Annotated in this window: 26 protein-coding genes; 12 read left to right on the forward strand and 14 right to left on the reverse strand. The window is 44.2% G+C overall.

The window, feature by feature from the left end:
• Positions 1–121 precede the first annotated feature (121 nt).
• Entirely contained in the window at positions 122–1,369 is a 1,248-nt protein-coding gene (locus HOP45_RS15320; RefSeq protein ID WP_181350250.1) for an ABC transporter permease, read from the reverse strand.
• Positions 1,362–2,297, reverse strand: coding sequence for an ABC transporter ATP-binding protein (locus HOP45_RS15325; RefSeq protein ID WP_181350251.1), 936 nt, complete (start codon positions 2,295–2,297; stop codon positions 1,362–1,364). The genes HOP45_RS15320 and HOP45_RS15325 overlap by 8 nt, the downstream gene beginning before the upstream one ends.
• A gap of 272 nt (positions 2,298–2,569) precedes the next feature.
• Between HOP45_RS15325 and HOP45_RS15330 the strand changes: the two genes are divergently transcribed.
• The 3 genes from HOP45_RS15330 to HOP45_RS15340 all read left to right on the forward strand — a co-directional run bounded on the left by HOP45_RS15330 (position 2,570) and on the right by HOP45_RS15340 (position 4,573).
• A complete protein-coding gene (locus tag HOP45_RS15330; RefSeq protein WP_181350252.1) occupies positions 2,570–2,911 on the forward strand; it encodes a P-II family nitrogen regulator in 342 nt (113 codons plus the stop codon).
• 19 nt (positions 2,912–2,930) lie between these two features.
• Positions 2,931–4,322 carry an ammonium transporter gene (locus HOP45_RS15335; RefSeq protein WP_181350253.1) on the forward strand — a complete coding sequence of 464 codons (1,392 nt, stop codon included), beginning with the start codon at positions 2,931–2,933 and terminating at the stop codon, positions 4,320–4,322.
• 155 nt (positions 4,323–4,477) lie between these two features.
• Positions 4,478–4,573 carry a putative holin-like toxin gene (locus HOP45_RS15340; RefSeq protein WP_181350254.1) on the forward strand — a complete coding sequence of 32 codons (96 nt, stop codon included), beginning with the start codon at positions 4,478–4,480 and terminating at the stop codon, positions 4,571–4,573.
• Between the two features lie 212 nt (positions 4,574–4,785).
• Here HOP45_RS15340 and HOP45_RS15345 read toward each other — a convergent pair whose 3' ends face one another.
• A complete protein-coding gene (locus HOP45_RS15345) occupies positions 4,786–6,459 on the reverse strand; it encodes a YndJ family protein (RefSeq protein ID WP_181350255.1) in 1,674 nt (557 codons plus the stop codon).
• Between the two features lie 219 nt (positions 6,460–6,678).
• Between HOP45_RS15345 and HOP45_RS15350 the strand changes: the two genes are divergently transcribed.
• Positions 6,679–7,257, forward strand: coding sequence for a hypothetical protein (locus tag HOP45_RS15350; protein WP_181350256.1), 579 nt, complete (start codon positions 6,679–6,681; stop codon positions 7,255–7,257).
• 27 nt (positions 7,258–7,284) lie between these two features.
• Here HOP45_RS15350 and HOP45_RS15355 read toward each other — a convergent pair whose 3' ends face one another.
• Positions 7,285–7,929 (reverse strand): uracil-DNA glycosylase, encoded by a 645-nt coding sequence (locus tag HOP45_RS15355; RefSeq protein ID WP_181350257.1) that lies wholly within the window; start codon positions 7,927–7,929, stop codon positions 7,285–7,287.
• 166 nt (positions 7,930–8,095) lie between these two features.
• Here HOP45_RS15355 and HOP45_RS15360 point away from each other — a divergent pair, with 166 nt between their 5' ends.
• The gene (locus HOP45_RS15360; protein WP_181350258.1) at positions 8,096–10,258 is read left to right on the forward strand and encodes an MMPL family transporter; all 2,163 of its coding nucleotides are present in this window, start codon (positions 8,096–8,098) and stop codon (positions 10,256–10,258) included.
• A gap of 189 nt (positions 10,259–10,447) precedes the next feature.
• Here the strand turns inward: HOP45_RS15360 and HOP45_RS15365 are convergent, their stop codons facing one another.
• From HOP45_RS15365 to cudC, 4 genes are all read right to left on the reverse strand, one after another.
• The gene (locus HOP45_RS15365) at positions 10,448–10,963 is read right to left on the reverse strand and encodes an AAA family ATPase (protein WP_370458047.1); all 516 of its coding nucleotides are present in this window, start codon (positions 10,961–10,963) and stop codon (positions 10,448–10,450) included.
• 20 nt (positions 10,964–10,983) lie between these two features.
• Positions 10,984–11,682, reverse strand: a complete 699-nt coding sequence (locus HOP45_RS15370) for a hypothetical protein (protein ID WP_181350259.1) — start codon at positions 11,680–11,682, stop codon at positions 10,984–10,986.
• Positions 11,683–11,782: 100 nt separating this feature from the next.
• Positions 11,783–11,977, reverse strand: a complete 195-nt coding sequence (locus HOP45_RS15375; protein WP_181350260.1) for a DUF6366 family protein — start codon at positions 11,975–11,977, stop codon at positions 11,783–11,785.
• A 4-nt stretch (positions 11,978–11,981) separates the two neighbouring features.
• Positions 11,982–12,542: a choline uptake/conversion transcriptional regulator CudC gene (gene cudC, locus HOP45_RS15380; RefSeq protein WP_181350261.1), complete on the reverse strand. Its 561-nt coding sequence runs from the start codon at positions 12,540–12,542 to the stop codon at positions 11,982–11,984.
• Between the two features lie 812 nt (positions 12,543–13,354).
• Here cudC and HOP45_RS15385 point away from each other — a divergent pair.
• From HOP45_RS15385 to HOP45_RS15400, 4 genes are all read left to right on the forward strand, one after another.
• The gene (locus tag HOP45_RS15385) at positions 13,355–13,615 is read left to right on the forward strand and encodes a hypothetical protein (protein WP_181350262.1); all 261 of its coding nucleotides are present in this window, start codon (positions 13,355–13,357) and stop codon (positions 13,613–13,615) included.
• A 71-nt stretch (positions 13,616–13,686) separates the two neighbouring features.
• Complete coding sequence (locus tag HOP45_RS15390; RefSeq protein ID WP_181350263.1) at positions 13,687–14,397, forward strand: response regulator transcription factor; 711 nt, start codon at positions 13,687–13,689, stop codon at positions 14,395–14,397.
• Complete coding sequence (locus HOP45_RS15395) at positions 14,394–15,422, forward strand: HAMP domain-containing sensor histidine kinase (protein ID WP_181350264.1); 1,029 nt, start codon at positions 14,394–14,396, stop codon at positions 15,420–15,422. Before HOP45_RS15390 ends, HOP45_RS15395 begins: the two co-directional genes overlap by 4 nt.
• Before the next feature lie 20 nt (positions 15,423–15,442).
• On the forward strand, positions 15,443–16,681 hold the full coding sequence (locus tag HOP45_RS15400; RefSeq protein WP_181350265.1) for a molybdopterin-dependent oxidoreductase: 1,239 nt from the start codon (positions 15,443–15,445) through the stop codon (positions 16,679–16,681).
• Positions 16,682–16,733: 52 nt separating this feature from the next.
• On the opposite strand, the gene HOP45_RS15405 is transcribed toward HOP45_RS15400, so the two are convergent.
• From HOP45_RS15405 to HOP45_RS15425, 5 genes are all read right to left on the reverse strand, one after another.
• Positions 16,734–17,723: a sodium:calcium antiporter gene (locus tag HOP45_RS15405; protein WP_181350266.1), complete on the reverse strand. Its 990-nt coding sequence runs from the start codon at positions 17,721–17,723 to the stop codon at positions 16,734–16,736.
• A gap of 147 nt (positions 17,724–17,870) precedes the next feature.
• Complete coding sequence (locus tag HOP45_RS15410; protein WP_181350267.1) at positions 17,871–18,083, reverse strand: hypothetical protein; 213 nt, start codon at positions 18,081–18,083, stop codon at positions 17,871–17,873.
• A gap of 199 nt (positions 18,084–18,282) precedes the next feature.
• Positions 18,283–19,548, reverse strand: coding sequence for a copper amine oxidase (locus HOP45_RS15415; protein ID WP_181350268.1), 1,266 nt, complete (start codon positions 19,546–19,548; stop codon positions 18,283–18,285).
• Positions 19,549–19,794: 246 nt separating this feature from the next.
• Positions 19,795–20,571, reverse strand: a complete 777-nt coding sequence (locus HOP45_RS15420) for an anti-sigma factor (protein ID WP_181350269.1) — start codon at positions 20,569–20,571, stop codon at positions 19,795–19,797.
• Positions 20,564–21,133, reverse strand: a complete 570-nt coding sequence (locus HOP45_RS15425; protein WP_181350270.1) for an RNA polymerase sigma factor — start codon at positions 21,131–21,133, stop codon at positions 20,564–20,566. The genes HOP45_RS15420 and HOP45_RS15425 overlap by 8 nt, the downstream gene beginning before the upstream one ends.
• A 312-nt stretch (positions 21,134–21,445) precedes the next feature.
• On the opposite strand from HOP45_RS15425, the gene HOP45_RS15430 reads away from it, so the two are divergent.
• From HOP45_RS15430 to HOP45_RS15440, 3 genes are all read left to right on the forward strand, one after another.
• A complete protein-coding gene (locus HOP45_RS15430) occupies positions 21,446–21,703 on the forward strand; it encodes a DUF1292 domain-containing protein (RefSeq protein ID WP_181350271.1) in 258 nt (85 codons plus the stop codon).
• Positions 21,704–22,029: 326 nt separating this feature from the next.
• Positions 22,030–23,340 (forward strand): type I glutamate--ammonia ligase, encoded by a 1,311-nt coding sequence (gene glnA, locus HOP45_RS15435; RefSeq protein ID WP_181350272.1) that lies wholly within the window; start codon positions 22,030–22,032, stop codon positions 23,338–23,340.
• Positions 23,341–23,445: 105 nt separating this feature from the next.
• Positions 23,446–23,862 (forward strand): VOC family protein, encoded by a 417-nt coding sequence (locus tag HOP45_RS15440; protein ID WP_181350273.1) that lies wholly within the window; start codon positions 23,446–23,448, stop codon positions 23,860–23,862.
• Positions 23,863–24,087: 225 nt separating this feature from the next.
• Here HOP45_RS15440 and HOP45_RS15445 read toward each other — a convergent pair whose 3' ends face one another.
• Positions 24,088–25,866 carry a PLP-dependent aspartate aminotransferase family protein gene (locus tag HOP45_RS15445; RefSeq protein WP_181350274.1) on the reverse strand — a complete coding sequence of 593 codons (1,779 nt, stop codon included), beginning with the start codon at positions 25,864–25,866 and terminating at the stop codon, positions 24,088–24,090.

Consider the following 25,866-nt stretch of genomic DNA (forward strand, 5'->3'; position numbering starts at 1 on the left):
CCCACATTTCAATTCGTCCAGCACGACAATATGCTGGACAAACCAAACAAAGCCGCCTGGATTTTAATCATCCTGGCGGCTTTGTTGTTATTTTGCTATTTTCAAATGCATTCTGATCCGGTCAAGCCCTCAGCCATTTCCATATTTCTGCCGGCGTGGCGTTCTTGCCATACATCAGAATCCCCACTTTGAATATCTTGCCAGCAAGTTTCATGAACAGCCATACACTTACCAGCAGAATCCCGAGGGAAACCACGATCTCTGTCCATGGCCACGTTTCTAGTAACGAGAGCCGGATCAACAACACACCTGGAGCCGTGACAGGAATATAGGACCCTACCACAGCAGCTATACCATTCGGATCGGCCAGAATCGGCCCGATAAATATAAACGGTAAAAACGGCAGCATCAGCACAAGACCTTGAAAATTACTTGAAGAATTGACGTCTTCAACAGTTGCGCCAAACCCTACAAACATGGCAGCAAACAATAAATATCCGGCGACCGCAATCAGAATGAGCAATAACAATTCAGGAACGAATAAATACTCGATAACTGGAATGTCGTCCAAACGCCAAACCGCAATCGGTAGAGCAACGGCAGCCCATACAAACACCTGAGTCAGCCCAAGCCCGAAATAGCCGATGATTTTACCTTGCATCAGCTCGCCGGGTGTCAGAGAAGATAACACGATTTCCGCTACCTTTTCCTTTTTCTCCTGGGAGGCGCTTTGGAAGATCATCATCCCTGTCATGAGAATTGAAAAAAGAATGATACCTGCAAACGCGCCAGGGACGACTCCCTCCATGGGATCCTCTGCCACTTGCTGATTACCCTCCGACTGTTGCTCTGGTGCTCCGCCTGTATCCTCCACTGATACCGAATTCAAGGTAACCCCGTTTGTAATAACGTCCATTTCCTGCTCTGTTAAATCTAATTGTTGTAGTTTCATAGACTGCAAGGGTTGCTGCAGCATTCTGATTTCCTGTGAAAAACCGTCGCTCATCCCTTTGCTTGTGTAGACTGGGATATCACCCTCTTGAAGAGCCGATTCCGTCACAGGGATGTAGGCTGTGTTTTCAGTCCCTTCCAACCGTTCCATCATCGCTTCTTCATCGGAAGGAGCACCTTCTATGTTCCAATTCATTTCATTACGCTGATTGAGTTGTTCGATTTGGGACGTCACACCGACTTCATCTTCAATGTACACCGTGACAGGATCATCTTCGCTGTCCATCCCGGCCAAAAGGGTTGGTAAGGTAGCGAACAAGATAAACAACAGCGGGGTTAGAGCCAAGGAAATGAGAAAGGACTTATTGGTGATATTACGTTTATATTCCCATTTAGCAACTTTCATACTATTACGCATGGTCAACACCTTCTAACTGGTCCGAGTGGTTACCTGTCGCCACATCAACAAATATTTCGTGCAATGAGACACGATCTATCGATAATTCTTGGATATCTAACTCTTCCGGGATGTTTTGCAGCCAACGTGTAATGTGGACATCCTGTACCAAATGGATGACCAAGCTATGCGCATCCTGCTCCACACGTTGGACCTGCGGAAGCTGTTCCAAAACTGCACGGTCATTTTCGCCATAGATCGTACACTTGAAGTTAGCATACTGCGCCTTAACGTCCGCCAACGCCCCCGAGATCACTTCCTTCCCCTTATGCATCATGAACAACCGATCACAAAGCTCCTCAACTAAGTTCATTTGGTGGGAGGACAGTAATATGGCAGTGCCGCCATCAGCTAGTTCCTGTATTTCACGTTTGAAAACTTCCTGACTGACCGGGTCCAAGCCCGAAAAGGGTTCATCCAGTATTAATAACTCCGGCTCATGGGTGATCGCCCCAATGAATTGCACTTTTTGTGCCATCCCTTTTGATAACGCTTCGACTGAGGTATTTTCTTTTCCTTCCAGGTCAAATTTAGCTAAATAGTGCAGGACACGCTGTCTCGCTTTTTTGCTGGGGTAATCCTTGAGTTCAGCAAAGTACAGCAGAATATCCATTACTTTAACGTTTTTATATAATCCACGTTCTTCGGGTAAATAGCCGATTTTGTGACGAGGGATGGTTTGATTATCATGGTTATGGAAGATCACGTCCCCTTCATCTTGATACATGATTCCCATAATACTGCGGATCGTTGTTGATTTCCCAGCCCCGTTCGGCCCTAATATGGCCATGACCTCTCCTTTATGTACATCGAACGAAATATTCTGCACGACGCGCTCCGATTTAAAATGTTTCCCTAACTTGCTTACAGACAGTATTGCTTTTGACATGATCCCTTCTCCCTCTCTAAATGAATGCAATGAATTTTTCATTATAAGGTATTACGTTTCCACCATCTTACACGTTTCAGGAAATTAACACTTTGAGCCCTCTTTTTTTCCTCTACAAGACATCTTGACTAGGTCTATTAAACCGATTTCATGTTAGGTTTCTTCACATAAATTAAAATTAACGGTTGATTTTTCTGAATAATTAGCCTATTATTATTTACATAACATTAAATGTTATAAAACCTAACATAAATGAGGGGAGGAGCATTACGATGAAAAAAATTGAAGCTATTATCCGTCCTGAAGCCTTTCAAACACTAAGACAAAGGTTAGACGATCACAATGTGAAAGGGTTAACCGTCTCTGAGGTTGCCGGATGCGGCCAACAACAAGGTCAGCAGGGCGTTTTTCGGGGGAATCGATTTGAAATAAAGCTTTACCCGAAGGTGAAAGTTGAAATGGTAGCTGAGGACGATGAAGTTGAAACCATCGCGGACGTCATTATGGATACATGCGCAACGGATCAAGTGGGAGATGGTAAGATCTTTGTTTCCGCTATCGAAAATGTCTATCGTATTCGCACACGGGAAACTGGCAAATCAGCACTAATCTAAACTGAAAGGTTGATGACGAATGAAGAGAAAGATCGCTTTATTAATTCCGGCATTATTACTCCTTCCTACTCACGTATTCGCCCAAACCAGTGTAACCCCAGAATCAGTCTTGCAATCTGTTGATATGGTTTGGATTATGATGGCTGCCTTTTTAGTCTTTTTCATGCACGCCGGCTTCGCCATGGTGGAGGCTGGATTCACTCGGTCTAAAAATGCGCTGAACATCTTAATGAAAAACTTTATGACCATCGCAATCGCATCGGTTCTCTATTTCCTAGTCGGGTACGGCATCATGTTTGGTACCTCAGGGAGTGGCTTTATCGGGGTTGACAGTTTTGCTTTAACAGGACAAGAAGATCAAATTGGATTCTTTGTGTTCCAGGCTGTTTTCGCTGCCACGTGTGCTACCATCATTTCAGGTGCTGTAGCAGAACGTATGAAACTAAGCTCTTACTTGCTTCTGACCGTCATGATGACCGGGTTCATCTATCCCGTTGTCGGTCACTGGGTTTGGGGCGGCGGCTGGTTGTCTGAAATCGGCTTTGTCGACTTTGCCGGCTCCACCGTTGTCCACTTGACAGGTGCATTAGGAGCTGTCGTAGCTGTTATGTTCTTAGGACCACGCCTCGGAAAATATACAAAAGGTAAAGTAAATGTGATTCAAGGTCATAATATACCAATTGGAGCACTAGGCGTCTTCATCCTGTGGTTTGGCTGGTTTGGTTTCAACGGGGGGAGTACCCTTGCAGCTGATCCGGAGTTGATTCCGCACGTTGTGTCCACTACACTGCTGTCAGCTTCTATGGCCATAATTGCCTCGGCTCTGTACTCTTACGCTAAATTCAAACAAATTGATGCATCACTGACACTTAACGGAGCATTAGCTGGCCTTGTCGGTATTACGGCTGGTTGTGCAAATGTATCACCAGTCGGGGCATTATTTATTGGATTGATTGCAGGAATTGTACTCGTCGAAGCTGTTCAGTTCATGGATCAAAAAGTCAAATTGGACGACCCAGTCGGCGCTATTGCTGTCCATGGCATTTGCGGCATTTGGGGAACACTTGCTGTTGGTCTCTTCTCTGTTGAAGGCGGACTCTTCTACGGAGGGGGCGTAGAATTGGTCGGTATTCAAGCACTTGGAGTGGCTGCAGTCATAGCATGGACCATGTCTGTAACAGGTATCGTTGTCTTTTTGATGAAAAGCATTGCAGGCATTCGTGTTTCCCGGCAGGAAGAAGTGTCAGGGCTTGACTTCGCCGAACACGGATCAAGCGCGTATGAATCAACCGGCGGCATCTTCAATGAAAACAACGACGTCGACCCTGGTCAAGACTTCGGCGTTGGTTTACTCAACCGATTAGACGGACTTGGATCAAATAAATCACGCACCAAAACCACCCATTCATAGTTCTGGGGACGAACCTTTTTTCCTGGTTCGTCCTATTTATTTTAATAAAAATACGAACACTTGTTCTTATTTCTTGTGAAATATGGTATTCTTATACATAGATACCGTTCCAGGAGTGAGGTCGGCTAGTCCCCGGAAAGGGGGTGATGCCTCTTATGAGCACGTACGAAGCCTTGATGATCACGTTAGCTTTCTCAACCTTCATTATTACGCTGCTCGCGTTGATCCTTAAATTGAACAATAAAAAATAGACCTCCCATTAACCCGAAAAAGTTGAGTGGGAGAGGTCTATGCATTGAATAAAGGCCGATCCCATGGGGGAACGGTATCGTGAGACCGCAGTGGCCGCTGCGGTCTTTTTCATCATATGTCTGTATACTTTCTATCATACCACAAAAACGTAAAATTGAAATGCTTGTTCGCCATCCAAAACATGGATTCGTTCGTTTAGACTAGGCCACGGTCAATCTTTATGCACTAAATGGTAATCAATTTTCACTAAAGGAAGCCCGAAAAAGGTCATCGTCTGTCGTGCGGTTAACCTGCCCTCGTCCTCCAATTCAACATGGAACGATTCGTTTAACAGCAGGCGAAAAGTCCAATCCCCTAAGGTAAAATAAATCCCTTCATCGCCGTTCGCTTTCTTTCTTTTATAGCTTGATAACACCAAATTGCCGCCCTTTTGGTTAATCGGGCGAAGCACACCAGTCATCACACCTAAGGGAAACGGAAGAGCAATGTTCATATACGTCTCCCCGGCGTGATGATGGGTGGCGTACAAAGCTGTAAATATAGGATCACCAGTGGCTTTGTTTTTCCTTAACCAGGCACGTACGTTACCCCGTCCATCTTTATGGTCGTTAATAGGTGTGATGTCACCTTCCATGGCCATTTTATCAGCGGGCAAATTCACTTGCCCCATTTTAGTGGTCATTTTTGCGATCAAGGGATGAAGCATGTGGAAAGGCTTCTCCCACTGGATATCAGCTGTCATGTGATAGCGGGTGGTATACATATAGAAGTCGCGAATATCTCGATGCAGCGCGTCCGGCGAGAAATATTCACTTTGAAAGACTCCCCAATCGTCCACGAGCCCATGCCTAACCTGATGTTGAGCGTCCCATTTCTGCTTGTAAATGATATGATTCCCTATATAACCACTTCCTCTAAGCTGACTCACAGGAAAAGCCGTGAAAACATGCCGCTTGATAGGATGTACATTTCGCCAAATCAAAACAGACAAAAATGAAAATCCGAATGCATTGACAGCGCCATGCCACCTCAACATTTCCGAGATGCTCAACCAATGTGACTCCGTCATCAACCCCATTCCATAAACGGCCGCCAGACCGATGGTGAGCAATAACAAGCCTGACGATAGTTGCAGCCCCCACTGCGCCCAACCTCGAAAGTAAACCGAATTCCAAATCCACCAGGTACATAACCACACAACGAGACACGTATATACCCCTACGGCCACCATTTCGACAGGCTGCCCCTGGTGCAAACCCAGCGCGACGAGGAAAGGCCCGATGATAATGCCGACACCCAGGTACGTAAATGGTTGCTCCGTCATAGCTGTCGAGTCCCGATTCATCTCAGCACGCCAGCGTCCGTAAAAACCGACTACCAACGGAATGACAAAAGCAGCATAATGAAAATGAACAGCTGTCAGTTGGACGATAACGTCTGAGTAAGGGAGCCATAGGGCTGCTTCACTTTGATAAAGCAACAACCACAGGCCCCCTATCGATATGTACATAAGACCAACATCAATAACGGCTTCTTCCACAGGCTTCCACCCTCTGCCTAACAATCGCATGGCCCCGCCAATGGCAATTAACAACGTATAGATGAACCATAGCAACGCCCACCAAAATGCTTCTTGGCCGGGTAGCAACGTCAGTGAAATCGTCCCCGCCCCAGCGAACGGCAACGAACAGACATTTACATTTTGCAGCCACTGTTCAGCACGGTTTACGTCTGCATCGTGGCACACTTCACCAATCAGCAAGGGCACAAGCACAAAAAAAGCAAACGCAAGGGCAGCATCTATGATTGTCACATGGAAGACAGACCCCCACACGCATATGAACAAGATGCCTACAACAGCATTAAGTCCTCCATTTGCTCCCATACTCTATTTCTCCAATCTCTGTTATATTTACAGGGCTTTATCGCCATATGTCGAACATCATTATAGCAATTACGTGACCCATTCTGATTGATCTGTTTATTTTTGCCGTTTGTGAAACCCTACCCTTGCGAATATCGACTTATAAGATGAGTCGGACGTAAGTGGTGTGCCGAACGACCAATTATGTAAAGCTGCTAGCTGGCCCAAAGGAGGTCCACTTTGACAAATCTTAATGGTAACCCATTAAAGGAACGCCATAACAACTCGAGCTTATGTGTTGCATTACGCGCAATGAATAAACATAATATGACCATGTGGTTGAAATACGCACTGCCTCTCGTTGCACTCATCTTAATGACTGCATGCTCTCTTCCAGGGCAAAAAACGCCGCCTTCTGTAAACCAGGCCGAACCTCATTCGGAAAAACACGTGGATTCCGATTTGAAGCACCACCGTACATCCCATCCATTCGAGAAACCATCCGAATCAGCACGAGAACTCCGTTTCCAACCACTTGCGTTCACATTTGAAGGAAAGACATTTTATCAAACCCAGCAAACCGTTACTGCTACTGAATTAGGGGACGTCGTTGGCGAAGTCGATCAAAATCAAACGACTCACTCAACGGCACGAAGCGCTTTAGGTTCCAAAAAGGTCTACACGATTCATAATAAAGACCCCGATCAGTTCCTTGCGATGCGAGGCTACCATAACGGGATAAGACCTGCCGATACTGAGCAGGGCCAAACCGGTTATTTCGTTTTCTCAGTCGATGAAAGCATTCCGCTCGCTCGATAACGGATTTAGCCTATCACCTGGTCCCGCTCATATTAACGCCTTGGCTGTCAAATATCCCCTCAATTCATCAAGCGCTTCATAAATGGTCGATTTTATAGTCGGGTTATAAAACACGGCCGCCGGGTGATAGAGCGGGAATATAACTGATGATTGCTCCGTCTCCACATATTCTCCTCTCTCCTCGTCTAATTTTTGCAACTGAGTGGTAATGGGTGTCCCTAATACATCAGAGAGTTTATCCTGTCTTCCCGTTAACCGTTGATAAGCAACCCCACCAAGCGCAATAATGACCGACGGGTTTATCGTTTCAATCTGGTAATCGAGGATCGGAGCATGAGCAAAGATTTCCTTTGCATTCGGTTTGCGATTGGCTTTGCGCATGCCTCCGCTGCCTTTTTTATTCGTTTTCACCCATTTATATGGTCTGCTCCTCACCACACTCGTAATGTACATATCGTCACGTTCGATGCCTAAATAATGCAATTGTTTGTCCAATTCATTGCCAGCACGCCCCACGAACGGTTCTCCTTTTTCCGCTTCTAATTCACCTGGGGCTTCACCGACGACCATAATCTCAGCGTCTTGTCTGCCGCCGCCTAGCACAAACCCTTCTGTATCGAAAGGCTCCATTCTTTTTTCAGCTTTTCGCATAACCTCTTGAGGAATTTCCATTTCATATTACCCCTTTTTACTTTACTACACCTATTCCTCTTTCCCTAGCCCTTTACACCTATAAGTCATCTCACATGGCACAGGAGTGAGTATATTAGTTTTCAATAATTTACAACTAGCGTATCATAAAATACGTGAAATTCACTGAAGGAGAGATTGGAAAACCATGAAAAAAATGGGGCAAATGATTGTTAAATTCCATAAATTATTTCTATTTACATGGCTGGTCGCAGCCGTTCTATTAGGTTATTTTGCGATCCAATTGCCCTCCTTGCTCGAAGGAGATGGCTTTCGGACAGATGGAGAATTCGAACAGGTTGACCAGACATTGGTCGAGCAATTCAATTTCCCTGAATCAAGCATTCTTGTTCTCTTTGAACAAGAATCCGGCACGTCTGACGAAACGTTTGAAACAACTGTAGACGAAACAATCCAAGACATAGAAGAGCTGGACGTTTCGGACCGTATCGATTCGCCACTGAATGACGAGGAGATGCGGAATGGCAATTCAGCCTATGCTGCTGTGCATTTTGACGAAGAGCCGTCAAACATGCCTGAGGTGATTAAAGACATAGAAAATATTACCAGCGACCAATCGAACGTGACGGTCACTGGGCAGCCTGTCATTTCTGAGGATATCAATAAGGCAAGCCAAACCGACTTAAAAAATGCTGAGTTAATCGGGATGCCTGTTGCTTTAATTGTCCTGGTTTTTGCTTTCGGGACGTTGTTAGCGTCCTTACTGCCTATGATTATCGCAGCTGTTACCATTATTTTAGGCTTTGGCATTCTCGCCTTGATGGGGGATGAGATCCAGCTTTCCATCTTCATCTTAAATATCGCCCCGATGATCGGGATTGCGTTGAGTATCGATTTTGCTTTATTGTTCATTAACCGTTACCGAGAAGAATATGAAAAACAAGAAAAGGGTGATGCCCTTAAAACGACCATCGAAACGGCCGGACGCTCCATTATCTTTTCGGCTGTGTGTGTATTTATTGGATTAGGTGCTATGAGTGTCATCCAAGTTGATATATTTATGAATATCGCAATCGGCGGAACCGTGGTCATAGCGTTAGCAGTTTTATCATCACTAACCCTTTTACCTTCTCTCCTTTATCTGATAGGGCCGAGAATCAATAAATGGCGGCTCATTCCCGCAGCAAAAGATGCGACACCACGCTGGAGAACGTTTGCCCGGCGGGTTATGAAGCGCCCGATTACCATTACCGCTACAGCGCTCGCTTTGTTATTCATCGGGATTATTCCGGTTACGAATATGAACCTTTCCATTCCTGATGTGGAAGCTTTACCGACAAGTTACGATTCCCGCGGAGCCTTTGAAACGATTCAGGACGACTTAATGACCAATGGTGAAAGCACCATCTATGTCGTAGCTGATCGCAGCGGCGATTGGTTGAACGAAGAAGGTTTAGACAAAATGAAAGACTTGCAGGACACATTTGCTGACCATGAACACGTTCAGTCTGTCGATACACTTTATAACGCGAGTGAAACGGAGACCCCCGAGGAGCTCACTGCTGCGCTCGAGCAGCCTGAAACGCGTCAATCATTAGAACCCGCAATCGAGCAATTTGTACAGGATGAGCAGCTGATGATTCCCGTGAATTTATCTGTGGAAGCAAGTTCCGATGAAGCACAAGACTTAGCCAAGGAATGGAGCCAGAAAGACTGGGATGTGGCGATGGATTTCGGCGGCCAGCCGAAATTCAATCAGGAAATCTATGATGAGATCTACGATAAGCTCGGACTGACCCTGGCCATCATCATCTCATCAACGTTCCTCATCCTCATGATCGCTTTTCGGTCAATCATCATACCATTAAAGGCGATTTTAATGAATATTATCGGTCTGGCTTCGACATTCGGCATACTCGTGTGGCTGTTCCAGGGTGGACATCTAGGCTTAGAACCGTCAACAATTGCCTTGATTCTGCCTGTCATTGTGTTCAGCCTCGTCTTTGGTCTCAGCATGGATTATGAAGTCTTTTTAATTTCCCGAATCCACGAATTTTATCTGGAGACAGGCGATAACAGCTATGCCACGGTAGAAGGGTTGGCAACAACAAGTAAAATCATTACCTCAGCCGCGCTGATTATGATTGTCATCACGGGAGCCTTCGCCTTTACAGGGGTCGTACCCGTTAAACAAATTGGCATCGGGATCGCCATTGCCATCTTAATTGATGCCACGATCATCCGGCTGTTGCTTGTTCCTAGTCTCATGAAGTTATTAGGCAAATGGAACTGGTGGTTTCCGTTCCGGTCCAGCCGTAAAGACAAGAAACAACCTTCTCGTGCCCATTAATCTCTCTCAATAAGCACGCTGTCAATAATATATCTGGGGGCTTCCTACCTTGGAAGCCCCCCTTTTTTTTTGCCACCATGGTTCTCACGCATGAAGTGCTCTAGTCACAACAAGCAGCTCATCCCATGTCACCACCGCTTCTTACAAAGAGGTGGTCCTTGAATTTTTTTTCACAGTTGATGTAATCTTTTATAAAACTAAATCTCCCTTCCTTTCAGGATCTACCGTATTTATATAATAATCTTCCGCTTTCCAATATCTGTTTCGGAATTTCTCTACATTCTGTTGTGTATCCTGACTCTCTCGATTAAATCGTTCTTCTTTCGAACATTTTAAATAGACGACATAATCGATATAATCTCGCCATTCTTTTCGTTGGAGGAAGACACCTTCTACGATGATCAGCGCACCCTCTGATTCTCCTCTTAAGTTTTGGAATAATTCCCTTTGCAGCTTTTCGACATCCCATTGTAAATAATAATACTCATACCATTCTTCATACCCTGTATGATAGCGGCGCGCGTGATCAACGATATAATCATCGATATGGTATATAACAATCGGATAAGGTTGATCTATCAGAGAACTTTTCAGCTTATGTGCAAAGGTTGTCTTACCCGAACGACTTAGACCATCCACTCCGAGGATACACCTTTCGCCATTCTCCATGGAGGACAATTTACGAACCAATTGTTCTGTCTCCAAAACTGTTCCTCCTTCTTGATCTATTTCTCATTGGAACTCCCGTAATAAGGGGGCAAAACCCCAGTACTCCCTTTTGTTGTTAAGCTGTTTCGGTTAACTTTATAAGCTGTCGACCACGTCCCTTGATTCGAACCCTTACGCCAATGCTCCGAAAAACGAACGATATACACCTCATCCCTTATTTCTTCGGCCTCTGTTTCCCTTACGACGTGATAGCCTTCAAATTCACGCGTTCGCTTACCGATTTCTTGCGGGAAGACTGTGCTTTCATCTTCTATTACGTTGTCCACAGCATCTTGCTTTGTAAAAGGGGGCAATGAGGGAGAACTTAATTGCAATAAGCCCCACGTAATAATTAAGCAACCGATTGGGAGAAGGATAAACGCTCTCCTTGTCTTGTTCTCCCTGTTTCTCTTATTAAGCCACTTATCAATGATTCCATAAAGAACAGCAGCTGCCATACCGCAATAAGCCATGAACCATTCCTGAAAGAATAGTCCGTTTCCTAAACCGAATACTCCAAGAATTAAAATATGTAACCAATCCAGGTTCGGAAACCATTTTCTATGTAAGCATGCTATGCCGGCTGAGACTATGTTTCCATAGATTAAAATAATGGCCCCGACATAGAGAAAATTAAGTAAGAACCAACCAATGAATTGGTTACCGAGATTATAAACAAGGTTATGGTCTTGCGCTATGTAAAATAATCCTAGCACGTACGAAACCACCGTACTAGAAAAGAACGTTACAATAAATTTTCTAACCATAAAAGCTTCTATTTTTGCATACATGACCTTCCCCGATTCCACTCCTTCACTAGTTTAAAAAGAATGCCGCAATGAAAAATACGATGATGATCATAATGACAAGTATGCCTGTGCCTTTCCAACCTAAGCCCCCAACCAAATCAGAAAGTATCCCCCCATGACCACTGCCAGCCGGATTTCTTTTTAATTCCTCCTGCCTCATTCTTTCTCTTTTTCTCTCAGGTGTTTCTTTATCTTGGCTCAAGTGCTCATCTCCCTGAATTGTTTATCGGTAAAAAGTCAAAGATTTCCCCAGACTCGATGGAATCCACTAGTTGTTGAAGCCAGTAACAGTATTGTTTATATTCCTCTAATTGTTCAAGATCTTGCCTGGCTCTTTCCAGTAAATGTTCGTCGTCTTTCTCATTTTCAATAACCTCGAGAAGTTGATCCTCTGCTTGTTTGATAGCGAATAGATTTATGTCAGCTTCCCTTTTCCATTTACCTCCGAAAAATCGGTTGAAATAATTGAAAAAGTTTTTCTCAGCCACAAAATGGTCCTTCCTGGAACCTTTTTGCCATACTTTCCGGACGATGTTAATCTCCTGTAAATTGCGAACCGCAGTGCTCATACTAGGTTTTGTCATACCAAGCTCGTCTTTCATTTCATCAAGGGTCATGGGATTCTGTTTAAAATACATGGTGGCATAAAGTCGACCAATTGACGGGGTTATCCCATATAAATCCATCGTTTCTGCAATCGCATTAATGACTTCCTTCTCGGCTTGGTTAATTTTTGATTCATTAGATAGCTGTTCGTTTTCTGCCATGGTCCTCACCCTTTCGCTTTTCTTTGTATTAAAAAACCAAATATGTTGTCATTCAACTCTTACTTTAATTGTATCATTACACTTTCCGCTTTACTTTCTATAAACTAAATCGCTATTAGAAAACGCTTACTCCTTGGTAAGAATTACTTTATTCATTAAAGAAAAGGTGACTATTATGATTCAATAATCGCCCGCTTCATGATTTGTTGTTTTGCTCCCTGTATGGCCGATTTAAATTCAAGGTATTTTAAGTGAAATTCTTGCAAACACCTTCGTTAATTAAATAAATTTCCGAACAGTAATATACAACTTATAAAAACAGCCAAACCAATTGCTATTACAACTGTGAATAAACTTCTCGTCATGCCTTTCCAGTTCCTAATACCTGCAAACCCCCATACGCCAACAAGAAATGTAACTAACGAAAAAGTTAAAACGATTGTTAAAGGATGCACCCACATTATGGAATTACTGAACCAACCTGAGAACGATACTATTAGAAATAAGAACACACAAATAAATGAACCGATAAATGACCAATAGTGGATCTTCTCTAGCACCTTATCCTCCTCCAGAATATAGCCTATTTATTTTCGACTAACTGCCCTCAGTGAAACAAGTTTAAATACCGTTAATCTTCGCTTCTTTTTATGTGAACCCATTTCCTTTTTTTTGACTCAATTTCGATATTACCCCTTGCTACGACCTGTTCATTCAATGAAAAAATAATTAATAGTTTTGTAAGGATTTCTTAAGTAATCTGTAAGTCCTGCCTCGTACACTTAAATCAAATCGAAAGGAGGTAACGTAAAATGAAAAAGTGGATGCCAATGATTGGTCTTATGTGTGTATTGGTTTTATCTGCCTGCGGGACAAGTGGGGAGGACAACAATAACGGGGAGGAACAGATGGATAACCAAGAGCAGGAAAATATGGAGAGCGATGACATGAACGAAGGTGAGATAAACGACAGCGACTCTGACATGGAAAACGAAGATGATATGGGCGACAGTGACTCTGACATGGAGAGCGAAGACGACATGAGCGGCAGTGATGAGATGGATAATCAGTAATTGAATTAAAAATTCCCTTTTCCGTTCATGCTATGATATAGAAAAACAACGAACGTTAAGGGGTGAAAACATTGGAGAAGAAGTCCGTGCTTATTGCCGATGATGAAGGTTCCATTGTCGATGTGTGCAGGCGTTATTTAGAACGTGAAGGCTACGACATTTATACAGCTGCAAACGGCAGAGAAGCTTTAAATATGTGGAGAAACCACCACCTGGATTTAATGATTCTCGATTTAATGATGCCGATTGTCGATGGTTGGCAGGTTTGCGAAACGGTCCGTGCCGAAGATGAGATGCCGATTTTAATGCTTACAGCTAAGTCAGAAGATTATGATCGTTTGTTTGGCCTGACCATCGGGGCGAATGACTATATGAGCAAACCTTTTAATCCACAAGAATTGGTATTGAGGGTTCGCTCGATTTTTCGTCTGATCAGCTCCCAAACATCGGACTCAACATCGAACACTAACTTTAGGATTGAACGTGGTGGGATTACTTTAGATACAGGGACACGAGAAGTGATTGCGCACGAAAAGCCTGTCTCTCTGACCGCGAAGGAGTTTGACCTTCTGTTATTGCTTGTCTCTCATCCGCGGCAAGTGTTTTCCAGAAGCCAGCTCCTTCAGAAGGTTTGGGACACCGATTACGATGGGGACACGACAACGGTGACGGTCCACCTTCGCCGTTTACGGGAGAAAATTGAACAAGATCCCTCCCACCCCTCTTTACTGGAAACTGTGTGGGGAGTTGGCTACAAGTTTGACCCGGGGGAATCATCATGAAAATAAAAACTATATTCCTGCTCGCAAATGGCAGCAGTATTTTGCTCATGACGACTTTCTTAATTATTTGCTATTTCTATATGATTTTGTCGGTATCGATGATTGGCTGGCTTTCCCTGCTCACCGTGCTATCTGCTTTTATTTCTTTTTTGGTGTATTACTTGCTTACGTCTCCCGTAGAACGCTCAATAAAACGGTTAGCCGGAGAAGCTTCTCATATCAGTGAGACTAATTTCGGAACAAATATTCCAGAAGAAGGACCTGTGGAAATCCGCTCTCTGACTCGACAATTTAACGAGATGAGCGCCCGGTTAAGTCACTCGTTTCAGGCGATTCAACAAGCAGAACAGTCAAGACGGGAACTCGTTGCGAATATTTCGCATGATTTAAGGACCCCCATGGCTTCCATTCAGGCCTTCATACAGGCGATTCAAGACGGCATCGTGGAAGACCCAAAATCCAAAGCTCAGTACATGCGCACTATCTCTCTTGAAGTCGAACGTCTTGATCAAATGATCCAGCAGTTATTTGAACTTTCTGTATATGATTCTGGAACAATGCAGCTTCATAAAGAATGGACGGCACTCGATCAATGGCTGCTTGAAGTCATGGAACATAAGCGGTTTATTTTAGAGGAACAGGATAGAGACGTGCACATTGACTTCCCAGAAAGAATAGAGGACGTATATATGGACCGTGAGAAAATGAAGCGCGTTTTATTAAATCTGCTGGATAATGCCCTCCGTCACTCGGAACCAGATACGGCTATTAGTATCCGCTTCTGTCAGCAAGACCGGTTCATTGTTATAGAGGTGGAAGATAAAGGAGAAGGCATAGAAACTGAGCATTTAGCTCATATATTTAAGCGTACCTATCAAGTGGAGGCTTCGCGAAATCAACAGTATGCCGGAACTGGACTTGGACTCGCTATTGCTAAACACATTGTTGAAGCTCATGATGGGACGATTAGTGTGGCAAGTAAATCAGGGATTGGATCCACCTTTACCGTACAGCTGCCTAGATAAGGACGGAAGGAGTGTTAATAATGGATAAACACGTGTTGTTCAAATTGCAGAATAAATTCGGACAAAAACTGAAACAGATTCACCATTGGAACGCTATCCTTTTTACTATTCTGGCTGTAACCGGGTTTGTGCTCGTTTCCTCAAGTTTTAGACAGTGGTTCCCCCAATTACGGATTTGGGTTCGAGAGGGCCATGTTTGGATTGGATTCCTCAGTATACTTCCTTTGTTCCTGTACGGACCTAAACTTGCTAAACATTTGAAGACTTTGAGAAAACGGAAACATAATCGGACCAATTTATACTTTGTGCTATTTGTGCTGATTTCTCTCATTGTTTCAGGATTAGTTTTAACGTTTCACAGAAAGGTCGGCCCAGGATTAAGTTCTATTGCCCTCGTCATTCACGACCTCTTCACTTACATTGGTGTCCCGTACTTAATTTACCATAGTATTACCCGGGCTCAATGGTTTAAAAATTGGGAAAAGCTTCGACAGAAAAAACAGCAGGAGAAACATATGGTAATTGAAGAAGGCAATCCGATCATGGATCGCAGAACCTTGCTGCGCAGAGGAACAGGAGCGACGATCGCCCTTATCTTTACCCCCTTTATTTATCAATGGCTTAAGCCTTATTTTGCTTCTTCTATCAGTTCGAGTTCACCTTCTTCGACACTGCCGCTCACTGAGACCTTCTCTCCCCTTCCCGATCCCTTACCTAAATCAAAACCGCCCGTCGGTGGAGGAAGACAAGGAAACTTTCGATATTATACCGTGACTCAGATGCCTGAAATTAATGATAAAACCTTTTCTTTCAAAATAGACGGATTGGTCGAACAGTCTCAGGAGTGGAACTGGGAACAGTTTGTGAACCTAAATCGTAACGTTCAAGTCTCTGATTTCCACTGTGTGACTGGCTGGAGTGTCTATCATGTGACGTGGGAAGGCATCAAAATGAAGGACTTGCTGAATAAATTCGGGGTTAAGGAGGAAGCAAATTATGTGAAATTCTATTCGCAAGACGGTGTTTATACGGATACGCTGACTATCGAGCAGGCAATGGCTGACGATGTGCTCGTCGCGATGCTTATAGACGGAGAATTAATTGATAATAAAAATGGCGGTCCAGTGCGCTTAATCGTGCCAAAAATGTACGCTTATAAATCTGTTAAATGGCTAAACAGGATCGAGTTAATTGAACAAGAGCACACCGGTTACTGGGAACAACGAGGCTACAAAAAAGACGCCTATGTTAATGCATAACGAACAAAGCTATAAAAATAGCCTCAGCATTTAGCAGCCGAGGCCATGTTCATTATTTCAGCTCAAAGACGAGATAAGTTGCTACAAAATAAAATACAATAATCAAAAGAGACGGGATAAGGTAGACCCACATCCTTCGCTTATGCCTTCTTGTAATGCTATAAAGCAGTAATAGAATAAAGAGAATGGATACGGCCGCTGTGATAATATTTGCCTTGCTGGCTTCATGAAGCAGGTTCCCTTGAAAATAGATGCCATCCGTAAAAGCCAAGATCATAAGGTTAAAAGCATTACTGCCTAGCAGCGAACTGATAGCCAAATTGAAGTTTCTCATTTTCAAGGCGGTCCCCACGCTTACCGCATCAGGGAGTGAGGTACTCGCCGCCACTAGAAATGAGCCAACGAAGGATGCCCCTAAACCTGTCATCACAGCTAAACGATCGGCTACTATTGTCAGGATGCTGCCGAGGACCATGATCCCAATCGCTCCGGCAATAAAACGCACCATTACTTGCTTATATGAATAACGGTCAAAATAGCCTTTTCCTCGTGATATTTTGCGCCCTTGATACTCAGTCCGATTATTTATATAGTGAGCGCCGACAAAATAAATTAAAACGATCAAAATGGACGTATAACTTATATGAAAGAAATGACTCGGTAACGTTAACGTGAGTCCTAACATAACGGCCAGCGTTATGAGAATAACGAGCCATCCGTAAAGCTTACTTTCTTGAGTGGCATAACTCATGATTTGATGCTTGCGATAGACGACATCAAATATGGCTAAGCCCATTATATTGAATAAATTACTGCCGACAAGATTACCCACTGCGATATCCGGACTATCAATTGCAATGGCCGTCACACTTGAAGTCAATTCCGGCAAGGAGATGGCCACCCCAATAAGAAAGCCAATAAAGGCGTAGGACGTGCGTGTTTTTTCTTTAACGCCCTCTGCATAAATAGCCAAGCGCGAGGCTGCAAATCCAGCCCCTCCCCCAACCACAATAAATAACCCTAACATCAAAAGTATATCCATCCGCGAACTCCTAGAGGTAGATTTATGAACGCATCATATCACATGTTAATACCTCAATTCATTTCCACTCCATGCGGTCATATAAACACACAATGACAATATGTAAAAAAAAGGAGAAGACAATGCCCCTCCTTTTATAATTTAGATCTATTTGCGCTGACGATTTACCGCTTCACGTATGTGGTACAACTCCGCATACATAGCAGATAGAAATACACATATGATACTGAGGAATAATGCAACGACAAAGACAGAGCCGTCTAAACCGAAACCAAGGACTGCGCTGAAACCAATGATAACGCCAACAATGATGCCTATAGCTATAAATTGCAAAATTTTACTGAATGTGACCGAATACATACCATCACCTCTCCCAACTGAACGTTCATTTACTATTACCTTACCCAATTTTGTAAGGAATCACACAAAAAGCTGGACATCGATCAAGGCGATGTCCAGCTAAGGATAATAGGGTAGTCTTGTATTATTGTTTTTGGTGATGGGTTTTACGGATATAGATACCCGCTGCACCTAACGCAGCCATAATCGAGGCAAAGGCCTAAATGTCCGCATTAGAACCGGCCGAGCCACCCATGCCGGTATCTGGCATCTCTGATGGCATCTCTGAAGCGAACTTGTCAGGGTTTTGGGCTACAAAACCGGAGGATAGGGCTTTAGATGCTGCAAACATATGCGCATAAGATTCTCTTAATGTTTGATATGTCATTTCATAATCTTCAGCTGCGTACTGATCGAAGGTGTTGAATAGATAGTCAGCATGCTGTTGGAGACTCGGCGCAAGTGCATCGGCTTGAAGTTCACCGCCCGTCGCCTCTTCAAGGAACATAGCGAAGTTATCACGGTAATCTTCCAACGCTTTCATCGCTTCTTCCTGTTTTGCTTCGTCTTCAGCTGCCGTACCTTCTACATAGGCTACGAAATCTTCAATGTGCCCGGTCCATATCTTATTGAATTCTTGACCAGCTTCTTCTCCGTAGATGGAAGAAATGGCAGCGGTCAGATCATCTGTATTATTGGAAAGAGCTTGAACCGAAGCATCGAAATCTTCAGATTCATCCAGGCCATTCTGCATAGCCATGGAAGCTAGTCCAGTGTGTTCGCTCAATAGATGGTTCAAATTGGAGCGAAGATCAGCTGCCGGTGTCACGGCTTTTGTATTGTTGAATTTGTCAGGGAACTGATCGACAACGGCGCTCGATAAGCCTTTACTTACACCATACATATGATCAATCGCTTCACGTTCTTTCGCATAGGCTTGCTCGTAATCCCCTGCTACATAGCTGTCAAAAGCACTAATCAGTTGGTTTACGTGCATTTGAAGTCCTTCAGCAAGCTCATCGGATTTTAGGCGATCATCCGTCGCACCAGCCATGAATTTTGAGAAATCCTGGCGGTACTGATCAAGCTCATCTAAAGCCAGCTTTTTCGCTTCTTCATTTTCGTTGCCTGTTGCTTTAACGTAGTCTACAAAATAACCGATATGTTCAGACCACATTGTTTTGAACTTCTCCCCTGCTTCGTCCCCATATACAGAAGCTACAGCCTGCGAGAGCTCATTCGTATTGGCGGATAATGCATTGGCGGAAGCTTCAAAATCAGAAGCACCTTCTGCACTTTTTCGCATCGTTTCTACGGCAAGATAAGCATGTTCACTGAATAACTTGTCCAATGAAGCCCGCAGTTCAACAGCTTCCGTTTCCACTGTCGGCATATTGTGCTCATCTGCATTCACCACGTCCATCGAGGTAGGCACTAACAAAGCTGCACTTAACGGTAATGCCAAAAATGTTTTTTTCATGTTCATGATTAAAAATCCTCCCTTATTATGATGATTCACTTAGCTATCGAGGAGGATTACAAATTGGATCACTCGTTTTCCAAAAAAAAATTAAAATTCGGGACTTTTCGTCTTAGACTTTTAAATAGCTCGATGCCTATTTTTACCACCTGAGCTCTCTCATCCAAAGGCCACACTATTAACGACATACATAAACATCAGCCATAAAAAAAACAAGCAGCCTAAGAATAAATCAGGCTGCTTGTATCACGTTTACAATTCTGAACTCATCATAACTTCGCCTTGAGGAGTTTCACTATTGGCATTCGGTTCCTTAGAAATAGCAATCGCATCCCAATCACCTTCACTTTGCAGTTGGGCCATTGAATAGGCGACAGCTCCTTCACCTTGCTGATTCGATTTAAATGAACCGGCGCGATAAGGCTGATCATCGTTAATTAGCCAAACTTGGTAAACTTCATCTCCCTGCAAGGGGTCGAGTGAGCCGGCTTGAACCACCAACATGTCTTCTGTCCCTTGATTGATCATGGCAGCTGTAGCATTTGCGTTCGTCCCTTCACCTTGAAGCTGGACACGCTGCAGCACTTCATCAGTGGATTCCACGGGTGGTGCTTCGTCCTCATCAGACTGAGTCGTTTGAAACACAGCGTACATATTGCCCATTAAGGAGAATATCAGTCCAGCAGCTAACACTGGCATGAGCCACGCTGGTTTATCCAGTTTTCGCTTTTCTGCTTGCTTTTCTTTATAACGGTCGACTGACGATGAACTCTTATCTTCATTCGCCTCCGGTTCCTCATCGGTCGTTTCACCGGCGGTAAATGCAGCATCCAACACATTCTGTTTCATTTCAGCCGGGGGTTCAACTGGTTCAGATGCTAAAGGAAGATGCTCGGTCAGTTCTCGTAGTTCCCGTAATTCTTCCTGACAATCTTCACACGTTTCTAAATGTGCTTCAAATGCCTGCGCTTCTTGCTCTGTGAGGTGACCATTAAAGTAATCGATAACTTTCTCGCATTCTTTATACATCGTGAACGCCCCCTTTCTCTTGGATGTTCGACAGTTCACTGTTTAAATGCTTTAACGCTAATCGTATTCGCCCTTTAACTGTTCCCAGCGGTAGGTTACATTCCTCCGCTATCTCTCTTTGGGTCAAGCCTTTAAAATAAAATAAATCCACCATTATTGTTTGCTCTTCTGCCAAGTTGCGAATCGCCTGACGTATGAGTTGCCCCTGTTCACGCCATTCCGCCAGGTCTTCAGTTGAAGGATCCTGCTCTTCAGGAATGTCAGTTTCCTCTTCCAACGAAACGTTCTCATCCTTACGCTTTCGAATCAAATCAATACATGTGTAGCGCGTCACGGTCACGATCCAGGATGAAAACTTTCCTTTCTTTTCCTGATATACAGCCTTATGTGTCCATATTTTAATAAATACTTCTTGCAAAACTTCTTCTGCTAATGTTGCGTCCCCTGATAACTTAATGGCAAAGGAATACAGTAGTTTTTCATATTTGTCATAAATTTCTTCTAAAGTACCTTTGTCACCATCTGCTATCAGAGCATAGAGTTCTTTATCAGTCCTGCTCATAGCACACTCCTCACCGGTGGATACTGCTATCTTAGCATATTTCGAGCTGTTTTTTCGCTACGAAAGGTTATGCTGCCTAGCTATCGGACACTAAAGCCATTCGGATCACCTGCGCCTCACTTTTCCATTAGCAAGCCACGAGGAAATACAAGTTAGATCCCCATCCAGTCCAAGCTCTTATACCAGAATATCTCGGGATCCAAACATTCAAGAAATGTCAACCTTGAGGATTAAACTTAGCTTTCCATTTAAATACATATTGATGAAAACACGGTAAACACTACCCATATGCCATATAAGGAGGGATCGGCTATGCCACACTCAAGGAAGTCGGAAGAACCAGAACTTATTGTGTTTAAGGATGAATTTGGACGAGACGTGGAATATCATGTGGACGCCATTATTGAAATGGACCATAAGGAATATGTCCTTTATTCAGGAGGCGGCGACATGCTATTCAGTCGTATTAAACATATCGGCGATGACGTTGAACTGTGTGATATTACTGAAGAAGAAGTTAATGCACTTGCGAAGGCTTATCAAGAAGGGATCGCCATGGAGAACGAATGATGGTGAGTTTAAAACACATGTACCGCAATTTCGTGTTTATAGGTGTTTAATCCGTGGAATTCATTCATTTAATAAGCAGGGACTGGGTTTTACACTAATAGACCTTCCATGTACTGGGGGTCTTTTTTGTTGATGATAAGAACTGAAGGGCTTTTATCTTCTGCCCTATCCCCTATTATTCAAAAATATCAGAGAATTTATCAAAAATACTTTGAACTTTCCGTACATTGTATGTTAGAATTCCTTACATAGGATAGTAAAAGTTATCTTTCCCCTCCAGGATAGGGTGAAGATCTTATATCAAACTTAAAAAGTGAGGTATCGGAATGACGTACACGAAAGAGACAATTAAACAGGAAATCAAGGAACAAGGAGTCGAATTTTTACGGTTAGAGTTCACAGATATGCTCGGCGATACGAAGAATGTGGAACTCCCAGCCGCAGAAATCGATTCCGTACTCGAGGAAGAGGCGATGTTTGACAGTTCCTCGATCACTGGATTTTCTGATATTCAAGAGAGTGATATGTACTTAGTCCCTGACTTGGATACGTTCAAGGTGTTACCAATCAGTGTAACCGATGACCATATCGCACGTTTTATTTGCGACATCTATAAACCAGATGGCACCCCGTTCGAAGGTGATCCGCGTTATATTCTGAAAAGAGCTATGAAAGAAGCCGAAGAAATGGGTTATACAGTCAATGTAGGACCTGAACCAGAATTCTTCCTCTTCAAATTGAATGACGAAGGCTACCCAGTACGCAAGATGAATGACCGCGGCGGTTACTTCGACGCGTCTCCAATTGATAAAGGCGATAAAGTGCGCCGGGATATCGTGAGAACCTTGAAGGATTATGGATTTGAGATGGAAGCCTCTCACCACGAAGTTGCTCAAGGGCAGCATGAGATTAACTTCCGATTTGATAATATGCTGAAAACCGCTGATAATATCCAGACTTTCAAAGGTGTCGTTAAAGATATCGCGACGAATCATGATTACCATGCTACATTCATGCCGAAACCAATTGCTGGCGAAAATGGTTCCGGGATGCACTGTCACTTATCCTTATTCACAGATAATGGCAGCGCATTCTATGACGAAAACGGCAAAGATGAACTCTCGAGTACAATGAAGCATTTCATTGCCGGGATTCTTCATCACGCAAGCGGCATCACCGCTATCACGAACCCTTGCGTCAACTCATTTAAACGCCTTGTACCAGGGTACGAAGCTCCAGTCAGTGTGGCTTGGTCCCACTCTAACCGAAGCTGTATGATCCGCGTGCCAACTACCCGCGGCAATGGTACACGCTTCGAAGTACGTAACCCTGACCCGACCGCCAATCCTTACTTGGCACTAGCCGTATTGATACAGGCAGGTCTTGAAGGTATCCGCAACAAGTTAGCACCAGGTGAGCCGGAAGGCCGTAACCTTTATGAAGTTACTGACGACAGCGTTCCAACGCTCCCTACTAACTTAAAAGAAGCGATCAAAGCCTTGAAGAAGGATGAGGTATTGATTAAAGCTCTTGGCAATCATACGTCCAAAGTCTATATTGAAGAAAAAGAACAAGAATGGACGAATTATTCCTTGCAAGTTACCCAATGGGAAGTCGAGGAATACATGAACAAATAAAAGCGCGATTGACCTGCTCCTACTGAAAGGAGCAGGTCTTTTTATGTTTCATCTCCTAGCGCATGATGATAGCATAAAAGCATGACTGACAAAGGAGTATGCTGTATGAATAAACAACTCGACCATATTGGTGTCGCGGTTCGTCAGATTGAAGAGAGTATCGCATTTTATCAAAATGTGTTAGGCGCAACTTTAATCGATCGCTACATCAGTGAAGCAACCGGCGTTGAAAGCGAGATTGCCATCATGGATATCAATGGCGCCCGAACAGAACTACTTGCACCGACCAATAACACCACCTCACCGATTGCGCGCTTTATTAAACAAAAAGGTAAAGGCGTCCATCATATCGCCTATCGCGTTGAGAATTTGGATGATGCCCTGGAGGAATTGAAGCAGCAGCATATTCGGGTGCTCCATAATTCGCTCCGCACCAATAAACACGGACGGCGATTGATTTATTTGAACCCGGCTGATACAGAAGGCACCATTATAGAGTTTTGCGACTACCCCCATGCGTGAAGCGTGCGGGGATTTTTATTTGTTTTCAACTTCCTGCGATTTGTAAGCAACTTTTATCGTTTTCTTGTCAACTTTGGGCGAATTCGGGGCAAAACAGCACGCATTGCAAACGACATCATGCTGTTTCCAAGCAACTGAGCAAAAATAGGCCCCGGTTCCAGTATGATAAGCTGAATCCGGGGCTCTCGCGAATCAGCGCAGCGTCAAACTGCTGAGCTGCCCATATTAAATTTCACATGCATACGTTTCAATTGTTCCTCGCAAACGCTGAGCTTCCTTGTACGTACAGCGATTGTGAACAACTTCAAGACCGGCTTCACTAGCAATTTGAGCGGCTTCAGGCGCAATCACGCCTTCTTGCAGCCAAAATACTTTCGGCTTAATCGTGGCGGCTTCCTTCGCAATTTCAATAGCAGCTTCCGGGCTCCGGAAAACTTGCACGATATCAACGTCAAACGGAATCGAACTCAAATCAGGATAGGCTTGTTCCCCAAGCACTTCGTCCTCTCTCGGATTGACCGGTATAATCTGATAGCCTAACCGCTGCATTTTCCGTGCCAAGCGATGGCTCGGCCGTGACGGTTTTCTACTCAAACCGACTACAGCAAGTCGTTTTTGCCGCGTTTCTCCTTCAGGCTCTGATTTGACATTCGGGGACTGCAGCGCCCATTTAATAATGCCTTCATCATTTTCCGTGATGGATTGACGGCCTTCATTGTTGCCGGTTGCAATACCGATGGCCCGGTCTAAATCGTTAATCAAGTCCTTGGTCGATTCAATCCCTACCGACAAGCGAATCAGCTCTTCCGTTACGCCACTTGCTTGCAATTCTTCCGTGCTCAACTGCTGATGCGTGGTGGAAGCGGGGTGAATGATCAAAGACTTCGCATCCCCGACGTTTGCAACGTGCGACCAGAGCGCAATGTTATCAATGACCGCTTTGCCATTGTCACGCCCGCCTTGGATGCCAAAGGTCACTAATGATCCGTAACCTCCATCCAAATATTTTTGTGCAAGGTCGTGAGCAGGATGATCTTTCAAGCCCGGATACGTCACCCATTCTACAGCGGGATGGCCCTGCAGATACTCGGCAATTTCAAGGGCATTGTCATTGTGACGCTCCACGCGCACGTGAAGTGTTTCTAAGCCTTGAATCAATAGAAACGCATTTTGCGGACTCAAACTAGCCCCAAAATCGCGCAACAATTGAACACGGAGTTTCGTGCTGAAGGCGAGTGTTCCGAAATCCGATGCATAGACAATGCCATTATAGCTGGGATCAGGTTCCGTAAAAGCCGGAAACTTGCCGTTGGTCCAGTCAAAACGACCGCCATCGACGACGACGCCTCCCACAGTTGTGCCGTGACCTCCGATCCATTTCGTTGCGGAGTGGATGACAATGTCCGCCCCCCACTCAATCGGCTTACATACATGAGGTGTCGCGAACGTGTTATCAATCAACAGAGGCAGGTCGTGGTCATGGGCAATGGCTGCGACTGCTTCAATATCAAGCACGTTGAGGCTCGGGTTACCAATTGTTTCACCGAACACCGCTCTCGTTTTGTCATTGATCGCCGCTCTGAAATTCTCAGGATCACCCGGATCCACAAACTTCACATTAATCCCATAGCGAGGCAACGTGACCGCAAACAAATTGTACGTCCCTCCGTATAGATTCGAAGCGGCTACAACTTCATCACCCGCGCTGGCAATATTCAAAATAGACAAGGCGATAGCCGACATTCCTGAAGCTGTTGCTACAGAAGCCACCCCATTTTCCAGAAGCGCCATACGTTTTTCAAATACCTCTACCGTCGGGTTACCGATACGTGAATAGATGTTACCGGGTTCATCCAATGCGAACAGGCTTTGGGCATGCTCGGTATCATGGAAAACATAGGATGTCGTTTGATAGATGGGAACCGCACGCGACCCCGTCGTAGGGTCAGGCGCCTGCCCGCCGTGAAGTGAAACAGTTTCTAAGTCATAGCTTTCAAAAGACAT

It is taken from the genome of Thalassobacillus sp. CUG 92003 (genome assembly GCF_013618635.1).
GTDB lineage: Bacteria > Bacillota > Bacilli > Bacillales > Halobacillaceae > CUG-92003.